Origin of the sequence: Brevibacterium sp. Mu109 (assembly GCF_900169375.1) — a bacterium.
In the GTDB taxonomy this organism is placed as follows: Bacteria; Actinomycetota; Actinomycetes; order Actinomycetales; family Brevibacteriaceae; genus Brevibacterium; species Brevibacterium yomogidense_A.
The window spans coordinates 64,658-79,846 of record NZ_FXZF01000010.1 but is presented as its reverse complement, the minus strand read 5'-3'; the positions used below and the strand labels follow the sequence as shown (position 1 = coordinate 79,846).

The 15,189-nt window shown below is 70.8% G+C and carries 13 protein-coding genes and 1 pseudogene; 8 read left to right on the top strand and 6 right to left on the bottom strand.

Going from position 1 to position 15,189, the window contains the following annotated elements; translation table 11 throughout:
- Positions 1–62 precede the first annotated feature (62 nt).
- Both BSP109_RS07885 and BSP109_RS07880 read left to right on the top strand, forming a co-directional pair.
- Positions 63–257 (top strand): hypothetical protein, encoded by a 195-nt coding sequence (locus BSP109_RS07885; RefSeq protein WP_101599943.1) that lies wholly within the window; start codon positions 63–65, stop codon positions 255–257.
- 147 nt (positions 258–404) lie between these two features.
- Entirely contained in the window at positions 405–2,117 is a 1,713-nt protein-coding gene (locus tag BSP109_RS07880; RefSeq protein WP_101599942.1) for a sodium:alanine symporter family protein, read from the top strand.
- A gap of 69 nt (positions 2,118–2,186) precedes the next feature.
- Here the strand turns inward: BSP109_RS07880 and mgtE are convergent, their stop codons facing one another.
- Positions 2,187–3,560, bottom strand: a complete 1,374-nt coding sequence (gene mgtE, locus BSP109_RS07875) for a magnesium transporter (protein ID WP_101599941.1) — start codon at positions 3,558–3,560, stop codon at positions 2,187–2,189.
- A gap of 127 nt (positions 3,561–3,687) precedes the next feature.
- On the opposite strand from mgtE, the gene BSP109_RS07870 reads away from it, so the two are divergent.
- Positions 3,688–4,026 carry a metalloregulator ArsR/SmtB family transcription factor gene (locus BSP109_RS07870; RefSeq protein ID WP_219618514.1) on the top strand — a complete coding sequence of 113 codons (339 nt, stop codon included), beginning with the start codon at positions 3,688–3,690 and terminating at the stop codon, positions 4,024–4,026.
- 18 nt (positions 4,027–4,044) lie between these two features.
- On the top strand, positions 4,045–5,022 hold the full coding sequence (locus BSP109_RS07865; protein ID WP_087003662.1) for an SRPBCC family protein: 978 nt from the start codon (positions 4,045–4,047) through the stop codon (positions 5,020–5,022).
- 40 nt (positions 5,023–5,062) lie between these two features.
- On the opposite strand, the gene BSP109_RS07860 is transcribed toward BSP109_RS07865, so the two are convergent.
- From BSP109_RS07860 to BSP109_RS07840, 5 genes are read right to left on the bottom strand one after another with little or no spacing between them, the layout of a single operon-like run.
- Positions 5,063–6,688 carry an ABC transporter permease gene (locus BSP109_RS07860; RefSeq protein ID WP_101599939.1) on the bottom strand — a complete coding sequence of 542 codons (1,626 nt, stop codon included), beginning with the start codon at positions 6,686–6,688 and terminating at the stop codon, positions 5,063–5,065.
- Complete coding sequence (modA, locus tag BSP109_RS07855; RefSeq protein WP_101599938.1) at positions 6,688–7,488, bottom strand: molybdate ABC transporter substrate-binding protein; 801 nt, start codon at positions 7,486–7,488, stop codon at positions 6,688–6,690. Before modA ends, BSP109_RS07860 begins: the two co-directional genes overlap by 1 nt.
- 24 nt (positions 7,489–7,512) lie before the next feature.
- Entirely contained in the window at positions 7,513–8,889 is a 1,377-nt protein-coding gene (locus tag BSP109_RS07850) for a molybdopterin molybdotransferase MoeA (protein WP_101599937.1), read from the bottom strand.
- Positions 8,890–8,891: 2 nt separating this feature from the next.
- Complete coding sequence (locus BSP109_RS07845; protein ID WP_101599972.1) at positions 8,892–9,194, bottom strand: MoaD/ThiS family protein; 303 nt, start codon at positions 9,192–9,194, stop codon at positions 8,892–8,894.
- A gap of 15 nt (positions 9,195–9,209) precedes the next feature.
- Complete coding sequence (locus tag BSP109_RS07840; protein WP_101599936.1) at positions 9,210–10,454, bottom strand: GTP 3',8-cyclase MoaA; 1,245 nt, start codon at positions 10,452–10,454, stop codon at positions 9,210–9,212.
- A 126-nt stretch (positions 10,455–10,580) separates the two neighbouring features.
- Here BSP109_RS07840 and BSP109_RS07835 point away from each other — a divergent pair, with 126 nt between their 5' ends.
- The 4 genes and pseudogenes from BSP109_RS07835 to BSP109_RS07820 all read left to right on the top strand — a co-directional run bounded on the left by BSP109_RS07835 (position 10,581) and on the right by BSP109_RS07820 (position 15,184).
- The gene (locus BSP109_RS07835) at positions 10,581–11,720 is read left to right on the top strand and encodes an MFS transporter (protein ID WP_257944598.1); all 1,140 of its coding nucleotides are present in this window, start codon (positions 10,581–10,583) and stop codon (positions 11,718–11,720) included.
- Positions 11,721–11,796: 76 nt separating this feature from the next.
- Entirely contained in the window at positions 11,797–13,281 is a 1,485-nt protein-coding gene (gene glp, locus BSP109_RS07830) for a gephyrin-like molybdotransferase Glp (protein WP_101599934.1), read from the top strand.
- Positions 13,278–13,772: pseudogene (gene moaC, locus BSP109_RS07825) on the top strand (cyclic pyranopterin monophosphate synthase MoaC); the annotation flags it as partial. The gene glp and the pseudogene moaC, both read left to right, overlap by 4 nt.
- A 104-nt stretch (positions 13,773–13,876) precedes the next feature.
- The gene (locus BSP109_RS07820) at positions 13,877–15,184 is read left to right on the top strand and encodes a molybdenum cofactor biosynthesis protein MoaE (RefSeq protein WP_101599932.1); all 1,308 of its coding nucleotides are present in this window, start codon (positions 13,877–13,879) and stop codon (positions 15,182–15,184) included.
- Positions 15,185–15,189: the final 5 nt, after the last annotated feature.

The window sequence follows — 15,189 nt, the reverse complement described above, 5'->3', positions numbered from 1 at the left end:
GGCCGTCGCCCGCCACAGATCGGCGAGGTGAGTCCAACGGGCACGAATGGAGGGGAGAGGCCATGCTGACAGGAGTTCTCACGCTGACGGGAGCGATCCTCGCGCTGCACAACTTCGCGCGCGGCAGAGCAGTGTGCCCTCGCGGTGAACGGCTGCCGCTGGAGCAGTTGGATGGTGCGGGAGTGATCCAGACGATCGGCCGCGGGTGGATGACGCCCGACCTTCAGAGCCTCTGGAACGAACCCCGCGGAGGCTGACCCGCCTCCGACGCCTGAGTGCTTCCGACGCCTGAGTGCGTCCGACGCCTGCGTGCCGCACCTCGATGGCACGCGCTTGCTACTGTGAGGCAGGCGCTGTAGCCGGACCTCCCCTCCGGTGGTACCGCGACCCCGCGCCTCGGGACTATGAAGACAGAGTTGTCAGTAGACGCGTATCGATCGGTATCGGAAGCCGTTGTCACGGCGGGAGCGGCCGAGGAGGCGGTCGGCGGATTCGATGCCGCAGTCGAAGCCGTCTTCGGTCCGATCGCGACGATCCTGTCCGCGATCGTCTTCTTCGAGATCCCCGTCTTCGGCGGGGTCCCGGTCATCGTCCTGTGGCTCATGGCTGCGGCCGTCTTCATCACGTTCTATCTCCGACTGCAGCCGATCACAGGCATCAAGCATTCGCTGCGCATCATCCGCGGCAAGGCGACGCGCAAGACGGATCCCGGCGAGGTGTCGTCGTTCCAGGCGCTGGCCACGGAGCTGTCCGGCACCGTGGGGCTCGGCAATATCGCCGGTGTCGCCGTCGCCATCACCGTGGGCGGGCCCGGCGCCGCGCTCTGGATCATCATCTTCGGCTTCTTCGCGATGACGGTGAAGATGGCCGAGGCGACGCTGGGTGTGAAGTACCGCCAGGTGGCGTCCGACGGCACCACGTCCGGCGGTCCCATGTACTACCTGCGCGACGGGCTCGCGGAGATCGGCCGTCCCAGGATGGGCCGCTTCCTCGCCGTCTTCTACGCGATCGCCACCGTCATAGGCGTGTTCGGAGCCGGCAACCTGTTCCAGGCGAACCAAGCGACCGCCGTCCTCGTGAATGCGACGGGAGGGGACTCCAGCTGGCTCGCGGACAAGCTGTGGCTCGTCGGTGTCATCATGGCGGCGCTGTGTGCGCTGGTCATCCTGGGCGGCATCAAGAAGATCGCAGAGTGGACGTCCGCGATCACACCCCTCATGGCGATCCTCTACTTCCTCGGTGCGATCGCGGTCGTCCTCGTGAACATCACGAACGTGCCGGACGCCTTCGTCCTCATGTTCCGGGGTGCCTTCACCGGTGAGGGCATCACCGGCGGCCTCATCGGGGTAGCGATCGTCGGCATCCAGCGTGCGCTGTTCTCGAATGCAGCGGGTGTGGGCTCAGCCGGTATGGCGCACTCGGCCTCGAAGACGGACGACCCGGCGACGGAGGGCTTCACCGCCCTGTGGGAGCCGCTGGTGGACTCGATCATCGTCTGCACCCTCACGTCGCTCGCGATCATCACCACCGGTCTCTACGACGTGGAGACCGACGGCTCCAGCATGGCCGGTGTCGAACTCACCTCGCTGGCGTTCGGCACGGTCACGTCGTGGTTCCCCGTCCTGCTGACGGTCTGCGTCGTCCTGTTCGGGTTCTCCACGATCCTCGCCTACGCCTACTACGGGCAGAAGGCGATGGGCTACCTCACGAACGAGAACCGGAAGGTGGAGAAGGGCTTCCAGATCGCATGGGTCCTCGCCGTGGTCGTGGGCGCGTCGATCTCCCTGGATTCCGTCATCGCATTCTCCGACGCGATGTTCTTCCTCATGACCGTCCCCAACCTGCTCGGCATCTACTTCCTGTCCCGCGTCCTGCGGCTGGAGATCCTCCGGTACCGGACGCGCGCGCAGGTGGGCACACTCGACGAGATCCCTGCCGAGCTCCAGGTGGGTCTGCGCGACCATGAGCCGACGAAGGCTCAGGTGAAGGCTGAGGAGCTCCGCCTGGAGCAGGCGAAGGAGAAGCGCCGGGAGATCCGCCGGGAGTTCCGGAAGGCGCAGCGGGCACGGAAGGACGACGAGGGCGGCCGGGCCGGCCGCTTCGGTCGTCGCAGCTGACTCACATGGAGGAGCCGAGGCCCGAGCGGATCTCCGCTCGGGCCTCGGCTCCTCCATGTGCTCGGGCAGTCACTGCAGGCCCAGCACCGCGGTCGCGATCGTGAAGTACAGGATGAGGCCCGTCGCATCGCAGAAGGTGGAGATGAACGGGTTGGAGAACACGGCAGGATCCGCGCCGATCCGCTTCGCGATGATCGGCATCAGCCCGCCCACGGTCGCGGCCATGATGCAGACCGACAGGAGCGTCAGCCCGATCACGATCCCGATCGCCCAGTCGTAGGCCAGGCCGGCGACCGCGAAGCCGAGGGCGCCCAGGACGGATCCCAGCAGCGCGCCCACGCGCAGTTCGCGCCAGATGACGCGGCCGAGGTCCCGGATCCGCACCTCGCCCACGGCCAGTGCGCGGGTGACGGTGGTCGCCGCCTGGTTGCCCGTGTTGCCGCCGGTGCCGGTGAGCAGGGGGATGAAGAGGGCGAGGACCACGACCTGGTCGAGCCGGTCCTCGTACACCTCGAGCACCTGCACGGTGAGGATCGCGGAGACGGCGAGCACCAGCAGCCACACGATGCGACTGCGGACGATGCGCAGGATCGAGCTGGAGAGGTACGAGCGGTTCAGTGGTTCGGAGCCGCTGCCGCGCGCCACGTCCTCCGCGTCCTCCTCGTCGATGATGTCGAGGACGTCGTCCATCGTGAGGATGCCGACGATCCGCTCCTCCTCATCCACGACCGGCATGGCGATGAGCCGGTGGGAGAGGAATTCGCGAGCTGCTCGTTCACGGTCGGTGAGGGCGTGGACGCTGAACGCATCGCGCACCAGGTCGCCCACGGCGGTGTCGGGTGCCGTGGTCTCCGCTTCGAGGAGGTTGCGCAGCGAGACGACGCCCGTGAGGACACGACCTGCGCCGACGACGGGGAGCAGGTAGACGGTCTCCGGGCCGTCGATCCGCGCGCGGACGACCTCCATCGCGTCGGCGGCCGTCCAGTCCGCGTGGAGGTTCAGGACCTCGGGGGACATGTAGCGGCCGATCGCGTCCCGGGGATAGCCCAGGACCGCGGCGGTCATCTCGCGCTCGTTCGCGTCGAGTCCACTCATGAGGTCGGACACGACGCGCGCGGGGAGCTCGCCGAACAGATCGGCGCGGTCGTCGGGGTCCAGGCCGTCGATGATCTGGGCGACCTCCGGTTCCCGGAGGTTCTGGAGGAGCTCGGCCTGATAGTTCGGCGGCAGCCCCTCGAACACCGCGAGCGCATCGTCCTTGTCGAGCACGCGGAAGAGCACGGCGGACTGCAGGGGCATCGTCGTGTGGACGAGCCGTGTGAGCTCCTGCCGCTCGACGTGGGGAGCCAGGTGGGCGATCGCGTCGACGCTCTCGGAATCCATGCGCCCGGAGAGCGCCCGGTCGAGCGCGTCTGCCGCGGCCTCAGCCGTCATCTCTGTCATGCGACACCCTCCTCGCGATCCGACCCCTCACTGTACGGGGGCGCGGGTGCGGCGGCACGCGCGCCCGACGGTGGGCCATCGAGGCGAACCATTGACACACGCAATGCGCAACCATATGGTTGTACGTATGGTGGATGTCATGCTCAGCGACGCGGAGGTCGACCGGATCTTCCGGGCTCTGGCCGATGCGACGCGGCGCGACATCGTCCGGCGGACGCTGTCCGGTCCCGCGAGCGTGTCGACGCTCGCGTCGAACTACGACATGTCGTTCGCCGCCGTGCAGAAGCACGTGTCCGTTCTGGAAGGGGCTGGACTCGTGAACAAGGAGAAGAAGGGCCGGGAGCGCCTGGTCCGCGGCAACCCGGAGATGCTGGCGCGTGCCAGGCACCTCCTCGACGAGTACGAACAGATCTGGCGCGGCCGCATCGCCCGCCTCGACGCGCTCCTCGACGACGAGCAGCGCTGATGACTGGAAGGTCCTCCCATGCCCATCACATCCATTGACCAGAACGCCGAAGACCTCACCCTCACGATCACCGCGGACTTCCCCGTTCCCGTCCGCCGGCTGTGGGATGCGTACGCGGATCCGCGGCAGCTGGAGAAGTTCTGGGGACCCGTCGGGTGCCCTGCGGTCTTCACCCGCCATGACCTCACGACCGGCGGACGCTCGCACTACGCCATGACACTGCCCGACGGCTCCGTCTCACGCGGGTATTGGGAGTTCGTGGCGGTGGATCCGCTGCGCTCCTTCGAGGTCCGCGACGGATTCGCCGGTGAGGACGGCGTGCCTGCCGCGGACATGCCCAGCATGCGCATGGTCTTCGTCTTCACGGAGACGGAGTCCGGCTCCCGGCTCACGACGACCACGTTCTTCCATTCGGCCGAAGAGCTCGAGCAGCTGCTGGAGATGGGAATGCTCGAAGGCACGAAGTCGGCCATGGGGCAGATCGACGATGTGCTCGCCGACCTGGTGTCGTTCGCGGCGGGCCGTGGGACGGAGATCCAGATCCTCGACGACACGACGGTGCGCGTGAGTCGCGTGATCCGCGGCTCCATCGACCATGTCTGGCGCGCCCACCACGACCCCGCGCTCATCCGCCGGTGGATGCTCGGTCCCGACGGCTGGACGATGCCCGTGTGCGAACCGGCGCAGAAGGTGGGGGACACCTACCGCTATGAATGGGAATCCGATCAGGGGACGGACCGCTTCGGCTTCACCGGGGAGGTCCTCGCATCGGTGCCGCCCGCACATGAGACCGCGACCGAACAGATGATCGGCACGGACGGTCCGGGCGCCACCAACGAGATGACGCTGACCGCGGTCGACGGCGGCACCCTGCTGGCGACCGTCATCACCTACCCGTCGCTGGAGATGCGCGACATGGTGCTGGACACCGGCATGGTCGACGGCATGGAGTCGAGCTACGCCCGCATGGAGTCCGAGGTCCTCGCGGCGACCTGACCAGGGCATGGCTGAAGAGGGCACGACTGACCGGTGCCCGTCAGTCGTGGGCCAGGCGGATCTCCCGATCGGCCAGGGCCTGCACCTCCGCAGGATCGTGGCTGACCAGCACGCACGTGCGGTCCGCCAGCAGCTCCCGCAGCAGTGCGCGGATCTGCGGGGCCGAATCGGCGTCGAGCGCGGCGGACGGCTCGTCCAGGAGGACGATCTGCGGATCCGTCGCGAGCGCTCGCGCAAGAGCGACGCGGGCGCGCTGTCCTCCGGACAGTCCGCGCGGTTTCACCCGTCCCAGATGCCCGATGCCGAGGTCGTCCAGCATCCGCTGAGACTGCGCCTTCGCGTGTGCCCCCGTCACGCCCGCGGCGCGGAGCCCGAACGCGATGTTGCCGCCGGCCGTCATATGGGGGAAGAGGCGCGGGTCCTGGAGGAGGAGCGTGACGCTGCGTCGATGCGGTGGCACATCGGCGCCGCTCCGTCCGCCGGCGATGTGCGTGAGGACGCGGTCGTCCACCTCCACGCGTGCGCGCGGGGGGATCAGGAGCCCGGCGACGACGGCGAGGATCGTCGACTTCCCGACGCCGTTCGGCCCGGTGAGGGCGAGGGTCTCACCGGGTTCGACGGTGAAGGACTGCGCGATGCGACGATCCGGTGCGTCGAACTCCACCACCAGCCGAGGCGGGCGTGCACGGCGGGCGACCGGCACCTCGGCGGCGGTCGTCTCCTGTGTCCCGGCCATCCGTCCCTCGTGGGCAGGAGGCATGCTTGCGGCGGCGCGGGTCCGGACCCGCGCCGGTGAGCCGCGGCGCCACGACTGCGGGAGCGAGTAGACCGCGATGACGACCAGCAGCGCGATCGCGACCAGCAGCATGGAGACGGCGACGGCGGCGTCCGGGTCGGTCTCGCGGCGGAGGTAGATCTCCAGCGGAAGCGTGCGGGTCGTGCCCGCGAGCGACCCGGCGAACGTGAGCGTGGCCCCGAACTCGCCCAGCGACCGGGCGAACGACAGCACCGCGGAGGACGCGATCGCGGGCACCAGCAGCGGCAGCGTCACCGTCGCGAATGTGCGGCCGGGTCCGGCGCCCAGCACGGCCGCGGCGGTCTCGAAGTCCGTGCCGTGGGTGCGCATCGCGCTCTCGACGCCCATGACGACGAACGGCAGCGACACGAACACCTGCGCGCAGATCACCGCCGCCGTCGTGAACGCGATGTCGATGCCGGTGGCCTCCATGGGGGCGGCGAGGAGGCCCTGACGGCCGAACGTCGCCAGCAGCGCCAGACCGCCCACCACCGGCGGCAGCACCACCGGCAGCAGCACGAACGCGCGCACGGCGCGGAGGAGGACCGCCTCGCTGCGCGCGAGCATCATGCCCAGCGGAACGCCCAGGACGACGCACACGCCGGCGGAGACGCACGCGGTCGCGAGCGACAGGCGCAGCGCCGTGAGGGAGTCGGGGCTGGTGACGAGTCCGCCGAACTCCGACCACGGCACGCGCAGCGTCAGCCCCACCACCGGCAAAATGACGACGAGCGCGCCCAGCAGCGCGAACGGTGCCAGCCCCCACGGGATCCCGGGAGAGCGTTCTCGGGACAGCGGGCGGCGACGCGTGCCGCCGCGCGCTGCTGCGTGCGTGTCCGTGCCACCCGCAGACGGCGGACTGCTGCGCATCACGGCGCCCCGAAGCCCGCTGCGTCGAACACCGCACGGCCCTCGTCAGACAGGACGAAGTCCACGAACTGCTGGGCGGCCTCGACGTTCTCCGCGTCTGCGTTCCCCGCATCAGCGACGGGCGCGATCGGGTAGAGGTTGACGGCGTCGTCGGACTCCGGGAACTCGACGGCGTCGACGTTATCCGAGCCCGAGGCGTCCGTCCGGTACACCAGCCCCGCATCCGCCTGGCCGTTCGCGACCTTGCCGAGCACGTCCGTGACGGCCGGCTCCTCGCTCACCGCGTCGATCTCGACGCCTGCGGACTCCGCGACGGTCTCTGTCGCGGCACCGCACGGGACCTGGGGCGCGCACACGACGACGTCGAGGCCGCCGCCGGTGAGGTCCGCGAGTCCCTCGATGCGCTCCGGGCTGCCGGTCGGCACGGCGATGACCAGCGTGTTCGACACGAAGTTCTGGGGTTCTGCCGCGACGAGGCCGTCGTCGACAAGGCTCTGCATCGTGCGCTCGTCCGCCGTGGCGACGACGTCCGCGGGCGCACCCTCCCGGATCTGCGTGACGAGATCAGACGATCCGGCGAAGCTCAGCTGGACGTCGACGCCGTCGTGGGACTCGGCAAATCGGTCTGCGAGATCCTCGAACGTGTCGGTCAGCGAGGCGGCGGCGAACACGGTGAGGGTCGTCGACTCCGCGCCGTCCCCGTCTGCGCCGTCCCCGGCCGGGGAATCAGCGGCTGATCCGCCGCAGGCAGAGAGGAGGAGTGCGGAAGCCGCAGCGGCGGCCGCGAGGGACTTCGTCACGGTGACTCCTTCGCCGTCATCTCGTCACCACTCCAGCGGGAGGAAGGCGATGCGCTCGCCCGCCCTCACCGGACGGGTCGGGAGGACCAGCCAGCCGCGCCCCATAGTGAGGCCGCGCATCATGTTGGATGCGACGTGCTCGACGGGGAGCCATGCGTCTTCGTGGTCGCGGGTGCCGGGCGCCGGTGGCGTTCCGGGGCCCACAGAGGGTACCGGACCTGCAGAACCTGCCGGGCGTGCGGGGACGAGCCGGTCCACCTTCTCCGCCGGAAGGTCTTGCGCCGCCGGGACGGTGAGAGGCACCTCTGGATCCGACCCCCGCAGGCCGCGCAGCACGGCCGATCCCACGATCCGCATCGCCGCCAGCGCAGCCAGCGGGTTGCCCGGAAGCGCGAGGACGGGCACCGGTCGCGACGTCCCCGCGGGGACGCGCCGATCGCGCATCGCGAGCATCGTGGGGTGCCCGGGCCGCATCCCCAGCTCGTCGATGATGAGCCGATCGCCGGCGCCGGGATCCGCTCGGGACCCGGCAGTCTCCGTCAGGACCGCACGCACGTGGTCGGCGTCTGACCTGCCCGTTCCCCCGGTCGAGACGACGACGTCGGCGAGGTCGACGAGCTCCGCCAGCGCTTCCCGCGTCACCGCGCGGTCGTCGCCGATCCTGCGCACGGCCGCGACCTCGATCCCGGCGGCGCGCAGCACGTGGGGCAGCTGCACCTCGAAGGCGTCGCGGACCTCGCCCGCAGCCGGTGTTCCGGACGTGCGCACCTCATCGCCGGTGAGCAGGAGGGCGGCGGTCACCGGCGGCAGGACCGGCACGTCGTCGTGCCCGCTGATCCCGGCCATCGCGAGCAGCGGAGGGGTGAGCGGGCGGCCGGCCGAGGCGAGCACGTCGCCGGCTGCGGCTTCGCGCCCGGCCAGGCGCACGTGGCGGCCGGGATCCAGCTCCGAGCCGGGGGAGTCCGGCCGCATGCCGATGCGGACACCACGCCCGTCCGGCTCGCTGTGCGTGTACTCGGATCGCACCACGCCCGAGGCCCCGGCCGGCATGACTCCGCCCGTCACCACGGTCCGGGCGTGCCCTGGCCGCAGCTCGCGCAGCGATTCGGTGTCGTCCAGAGTCCACGGCGGCGGGCCGGACACGGCATAGCCGTCCATCGCGGACGAGTCGTAGTGGGGGACGTCGAACAGAGCCCGGAGGTCCCCGGCGAGGGTGCGCCCGAACGCCTCCGCGAGCGGGACGGGAGCAGAGGAACCGGCGAGTGCGGATGCGCGGGCGCGAGCGGCTTCGTCCCCGGTCGCGTAGGCGAGCCGCATGGCTTCGTCCCAGCGGGGACCTCGGGCGCGGCGATCGGGTCCCAGGACGGGACGAGAGTCTTCTGCGCGGGCGGTCTCCGCCACGCTCAGCCGCCTGCGAAGGGCGGCAGCACGTCGACCCGCATACCGGGGCGCACGAGGTCGTCCTCACCCATGACGACGCCGTCGATCAGCACGCTCGACTGCTCGAGCACGCGTTCCAGCGAGGGCTCATCCCCGGGCGGATCCGGGTGGAGGGAGACGAGCAGCGCTGCGAGCTGCTCCCGTGTGAGGGCCTCGACGCGGTGGGGGATCGGGACGGACTCCTCGGTGAGATCACCTGCGGCTGCCCGAGCGGCGGCGAAATAGCGGACCGCAAGAGTGCGTCTCGGGGTCTGTCCCGGGCTCATCGTCGTCTCCTCCACTCAGCCGCCGATCGCGCTCATCGTACGGTCCGGCTGCACGTAGTCGTCGCTGTCCAGCCCGGGCTTCTCCATGCCGTGGGCCGCGGGCTTGAGCCACATCGCCTGCTGCCACAGCCGGGCGACCACGTCGTCGGACTCCCCGGAGCGCATCGCGGAGGCGAGGTCGAACTCCTCGTGGGAGAACAGGCACGACCGCACCTTGCCGTCCGCGGTGATGCGGGTGCGGGTGCAGGCGGAGCAGAAGGGCTCGGTGACCGAGGCGATGACGCCCACCCGGCCCAGCGGCTCTGCGGCATCGGTGCGGGAGCTGGGGACAGCGTCGGGATCAGCATTGGGATCGGAGTCGGAACCGGAACCGGAGCCGGAGTCGGGATCGGAGTCGAGAGGCAGGACCCGCCAGAGTTCAGCGGGCGCGCCGCCCCGGGGCACGTCGTCCGGGACGAGGCGCCAGTGCTGCGAGAGGAGTTCGCGGACCTCCCGGGCGGTCACCATGCCCTCCCGCGTCCAGCCGTGGTCGCCGTCCAGCGGCATCTGCTCGATGAAGCGCAGATCGAGCCCGCGCTCCAGGGCGAAGGCGAGGAGATCGGGTGCCTGGTCGTCGTTCTCGCCGCGCATCAGCACCGCATTGACCTTCACGGGATGCAGATCCGCCGCCAGCGCGGCGTCGATCCCCGCGAGCACGTCGGCCAGGCGATTGCGGCGGGCCAGTGCACGGAAGGTGTCCGCGTCGATCGTGTCGAGTGAGACGTTGAGGCGCGTGAGGCCCGCGGCGGCGAGGGTCGCAGCCCGCTTGGTGAGGCCGATCCCGTTCGTCGTGATCGCGATGGGCAGGTCCGGATGGCTGCTGCGGACGCCCGCGATGATGTCCTCGAGGTCCGGGCGGATGAGCGGTTCCCCGCCCGTGAGCCGGAGATCCCGCACCCCGTGCACGGCGACGGCGATGTCGACGAGGCGGACGACCTCGGCGGCGGTGAGCAGGGAGGGAGGAGGCATCCAGTCCATGCCGTCGGCCGGCATGCAGTACGTGCAGCGCAGGTTGCACTTGTCCGTGAGCGAGATCCGCAGATCCGTCCCGAGGCGACCGTGCCGATCGAGGAGGCCGGGGGCCGTGGGCGCGTCGCCCGCCCGCTGATCGAGCTCAGCCTTCGTCGCGCCGTGGGCTCCTGCGTGGAGCGCCGCAGCGGTCTCGTGCGAGTCGCCGGCTGTGGAGGCCCGCACTGTGGGAATTCCCAGACTCACGTCCATACCCTCCGAGTGTACGGCCCCAGGCCCCGCAGTCCTATCGTCGGTGCGCTGGCGGTCGCGATAGCCTGCGAATATGCATCCTCTTCTCGGTCGCAGGCCCATGCCCGTGCATCTGACTGTCCCGCAGTGAGGGGTTCGGTCCTGCGCTCGCCGGGCATGTCCCTGCTGGTGCTCATGACGGTCCTGGGCTTCTCCGGGTTCGCAGCCCTTCTGCCGGTCGCGCCGCTGTGGGCGGTCCACGGAGGTGCCGGCTCGGTGGGTGCGGGGCTGGTGAACGGCGTGCTCATGCTCTTCACCGTCCTCACCCAGCTCGTGGTCCCCGCGTCCCTGCGCCGCTTCGGATGGGCGCCGGTCCTGACCGCCGGAATGCTGCTGCTGGGTCTGCCGGCGGCAGCCTTCGCCCTCAGCGACGACCTCGCAGTCATTCTCGTGCTGTCCGCAGTGCGGGGCCTGGGCTTCGGGGTGCTGACCGTGACCGGCAGCGCCCTGGTCGCGGAGCTGGTCGAACCCGCCCGCCGCGGCCAGGCGATCGGCGTGTACGGACTGGCGATCGCCGGCCCGCAGGTGCTCTTCGTGTCTGCGGGCCCGTGGATCGTCGAGAATCTGGGCTTCGGGATCATCTTCGCCATCGGTGTGCTGCCGGCTGTGGGTGTGCTGCCGGCGATCGTGCTGGGGCGCAGGGCCGAGCACGTCCCACGCTCACAGGAGCGCCCTCCGTACCTGCAGCTGCTGCGTCCCATGGCCCTGCTGCTGGCCGTCACCCTCGCCGGTGGCGCCCTCATCACCTTCATGGCGCCGATGAGCGACAGCGCTGTCCTGAGCACGTTTGCCCTGCTGTGCTTGACGGTCGCCGCAGCGCTGGCCCGGTGGCAGGCGGGCACGTTCTCCGACCAGTTCGGGCCGCAGGCGTTCATCTGGCCGCTGGTCCTGCTCACCACCATCGGCATGGCCGTGCTCGCGTGGGGCGTGCGCGACCCTCAGACCACTGATGTGGTGGCTCTGCTGCTCGGAGCGACGCTGGTGGGCATCAGCTACGGCGCCCTGCAGAATCTCACGCTGGTGGTGGCGTTCCAGGCTGTCAGCCGCCCCCACTACGGATCGGCCAGCGCGGTGTGGAACATCGGCTTCGACGCCGGAACGGGCCTGGGGTCGGTGATGATCGGCATGATCGCCGCCGGCTCGTCCTTCAGCACCGCCCTGCTGGTGGGCGGAGCCCTTTCCCTGCTCACCCTGCCGCTTGCGGTCCGGCGCCCGCGGTTGCTGTAGTGACCAGGAGGTAGGCGACTCGGTGCGGCGCTGAAAGGACTGACCGGTAATACTCCGCCCCGGTAGAGTCGCAGCCATGACCGAAACCGGCGGCCAGGCGTCCACCTTCCTAGGCCCCCTCCACAGCTGGTCCGAACCGCGCAGCTGGTCCGAACCGCGCAGCTGGTCCGAACCGCGCAGCTGGTCCGAACCGCGCAGCTGGTCGGAACCGCGCAGCATCGACGATCACGTGAGAGCCCTCGTGACAGCGCTGAGCGTGCGGACGATCGGCGCGGAGACCGTCCCCGTGGGTGAGGCGCTCGATCGTGTGCTCATCGATGACCTGCGGGCGCCCTTCGATCTGCCCCGCTTCGACAATTCGCAGATGGACGGGTTCGCGCTGGACGCGGCGGCGACTCCCGGGTCCTTCGCCGTCGCCGGCATGATCGCCGCCGGTCAGACGGGTGACGCGGTCGAACCGGGTACGGCGGTGCCGATCATGACCGGCGCACCCATGCCGCCCGGTGCCAGCGCGATCATCCCCGTCGAGGAGTCCGACGGCTACGACTCCCCGTGCCTCCAGGTCCCGCAGACGCCCGCAGGCCGGTTCGTCCGCCCACGCGGCAGCGACATCGCCGCCGGGGACGTCGCACTCCCGGCCGGAGCGGTCCTGGGTTCTGCGTCTCTGGGGGTGCTCGCAGCGTTCGGCCTGACAGAGATCAGCGTCCGGGCCCGCCCCCGCGTCCTCGTCGTCACCGGTGGGGATGAGGTCGCAGCGCCCGGCACGCAGCTGCGCGACGACCAGGTCTTCGATGCGAACGCAGCACTGCTGGCCGCCGTCATGCGCCGCTGCGGCGCCGACATCGTCGATGCGCTCGTCGTCGATGACACGGTCGAGGACTTCCGTGCGTCGCTCGCCGCACGCGTCGACGCGGTGGAACCGGACCTTGTCGTCACGAGCGGCGGTATCAGCGCCGGCCGGTTCGAAGTGGTCCAGCAGGGGCTGGGCGGGCTGGATGATCCGGCTGGGTCGGAGGAGTCGGCGCGGCTGGGTGAGCCGGCCGGGCTGGGTGAGTCAGCCGGGCTGGGTGGATCGGGTGCGCAGGGTGCCGGAGTGGACCTCGGCGGCCTGATCGCGCACGTGGGTTTCGGCTCCGTCGCGATGCAGCCGGGCGGTCCGCAGGGGGTGGGCGTCCTGGAGCAGGACACCGGAGCGCGGATCCCGATCGTCTGCTTCCCCGGCAACCCGGTGAGCACCTGGATCAGCGCGCACGTCCTGCTGCGCGACGCCCTGGACCGTGCCTGGTCCACCGGGCGGCCCTCGCGCCGAGTGACCGCTGCGCTCGCCGCCCCGGTCACGCCGCTCGCCGCCAAGACCCAGCTGCGCCGCTCCGAGATGGGAATGGGTATGCTCCACGACGGGCCCACAGACCCGGACTCCACACGACTGCGCGTGCGCGCGTTCCCGGGCACCAGTTCGCACCTGCTGGCCACCGCGGCCCATGCGGACTCCCTCATCGTGGTCCCGCCGGGCCCCGAGGAACTGCCGGCCGGCACCGCCGTCGAGGTGGTGGTCCTGTGAGCGCCCACGACGACGCGCGCACGTCGGGCCGCCTCACGCACGTGCGGGCCGACGGCACCGCCCACATGGTCGATGTGTCCGCGAAGGCCGTGACGAGCAGGGTTGCCGTCGCGTCCTCGCGGCTGACCACCACCGCCGAGGTCGTCGACCAGATGCTCGAGGGCACCCTGCCGAAGGGCGATGCGCTCGCCGTCGCCCGTGTCGCGGGGATCATGGCAGCGAAGCGGACTCCGGATCTGGTGCCGCTGTGCCACCCGCTGCCGCTGACCGGCGTCTCCGTCGACCTGGAGCGGGCCCCGGATGATCCCGGCGCGATCGCTGTGCGCGCCCGCGTGAAGACGAAGGGCGTCACGGGAGTGGAGATGGAGGCGCTTACCGCGGCGTCCGTCGCGGCCCTCACGCTCTACGACATGGTGAAGGCGCTCGACCGCGACGCCGTCATCGGTCCCACCCGGGTCGAGGAGAAGTCCGGAGGCGCCTCCGGCGACTGGGGCAGGGGACCGGCGGACGGCCTCGGCGACGGGGGTGCCGGTGACAGCGGTACCGGAGACGGCGGCCCGGGTGCTGAGAGCCTCGGCGATGGGAAGGACCACGGATGACACGGCAGACGCGACCGGATGCGGACAGGCGTCCGCGCAGGGCGACGCGCGGCGGTGACCGGTCGGCGACGTTCGGTGAGGGCAGGCGCGCGGTGGTGCTGGTCGTGTCGACGTCCGGCTACGCGGGCGAGGCCGAGGACGCGACCGGACCGCTGCTGGTCGGCTGGCTGGGCGAGCGCGGCTACCGCGTGGACGCGCCGCAGATCGTCCCGGACGGTCCTGCCGTCGGCGAGGCACTCAGGCGGCACGTCCGGGACGCGCCCGAGTCGGAGCGTCCCCGCGTGATCGTCACGACCGGCGGAACAGGGCTGGCGCCGGAGGACACGACACCCGAGGAGACCCGCAGAGTCCTGGACAGGGAGGCGACGGGGATCGTCCAGGCGCTCGTGGACCACGGTCTCGCGAAGCTGCCGGAAGCGGCCATGAGCCGGGGCACCGCCGGTGCGTGCGACCGCACCTTCGTCGTGAATCTGCCCGGGTCCGTCGGGGGAGTGAAGGACGGGATCACGGTCCTCGACCCGATCCTCCACCACATCCAGGCGCAGCTCGAGAACGTCAGCGACGGGGTCCATGCTCCGCGCGGGCGGGTTGGGAATGCTGGACGTGCTGAGCATGAGGGGCACGCTGGACGTGCTGAGCATGACGGGCACGCTGGACGTGGTCGGCATGACGGGCCTGATGCCGGAGAATCGTCGCAGGTGGCAGGAGCGCACGCCGCGGTGGGCACGGCGCCCGCCGGCGGTCCGGCCCTGCACGGAGCCCACGCCGCGGTGAACGGAGCGCCCGCCGACGCGGCGCTGCCCGCGACCGAACCGTCCCCGGTGCTCGAGGCCCAGCCCGCGACCGAGCCGTTCCGGGTGTACACGCCGGAGCCGGCTGTGGAGCCGTTCGCCTGGGGACGCATCACGGAGGAGCCCCTGGACCTCACCGCCGCCGAGGCCCGCGTGAAGACCCCGCAGACCGGCGCACTCGCGGTGTTCCACGGGGTCGTGCGCGACCATGACTCCGGTCGGGACGACGTCGTGGGGCTCGCGTACTCGGCGCATCCGGAGGCTCAGAAGGTCCTCGACGAGGTGCTGGCCGAAGCGGCAGCAGACCACCCCGGCGTGCGCATGAGCGCCGAGCACCGGATCGGTGAGCTGCGCGTGGGCGACGATGCACTGCTGGTGGCCGTCGCCTCGGCGCACCGCAGGGAGGCGTTCACCGCCTGCGCGGAACTCGTCGACCGCATCAAGGCGCGCGTGCCGATCTGGAAGCGCCAGGATTACTCCGACGGCGGCCACGACTGGGTGGGCGTGGAGTGAGCCCT

Coding starts and splice junctions, on each gene's coding strand:
- BSP109_RS07870 (WP_219618514.1), top strand. CDS start 3,688: ATGGTGGATGTCATGCTCAGCGACGCGGAGGTCGACCGGATCTTCCGG.
- BSP109_RS07880 (WP_101599942.1), top strand. CDS start 405: ATGAAGACAGAGTTGTCAGTAGACGCGTATCGATCGGTATCGGAAGCC.
- BSP109_RS07840 (WP_101599936.1), bottom strand. CDS start 10,454: ATGGACGTGAGTCTGGGAATTCCCACAGTGCGGGCCTCCACAGCCGGC.
- BSP109_RS07845 (WP_101599972.1), bottom strand. CDS start 9,194: ATGAGCCCGGGACAGACCCCGAGACGCACTCTTGCGGTCCGCTATTTC.
- BSP109_RS07865 (WP_087003662.1), top strand. CDS start 4,045: ATGCCCATCACATCCATTGACCAGAACGCCGAAGACCTCACCCTCACG.
- BSP109_RS07820 (WP_101599932.1), top strand. CDS start 13,877: ATGACACGGCAGACGCGACCGGATGCGGACAGGCGTCCGCGCAGGGCG.
- glp (WP_101599934.1), top strand. CDS start 11,797: ATGACCGAAACCGGCGGCCAGGCGTCCACCTTCCTAGGCCCCCTCCAC.
- BSP109_RS07885 (WP_101599943.1), top strand. CDS start 63: ATGCTGACAGGAGTTCTCACGCTGACGGGAGCGATCCTCGCGCTGCAC.
- BSP109_RS07860 (WP_101599939.1), bottom strand. CDS start 6,688: ATGCGCAGCAGTCCGCCGTCTGCGGGTGGCACGGACACGCACGCAGCA.
- mgtE (WP_101599941.1), bottom strand. CDS start 3,560: ATGACAGAGATGACGGCTGAGGCCGCGGCAGACGCGCTCGACCGGGCG.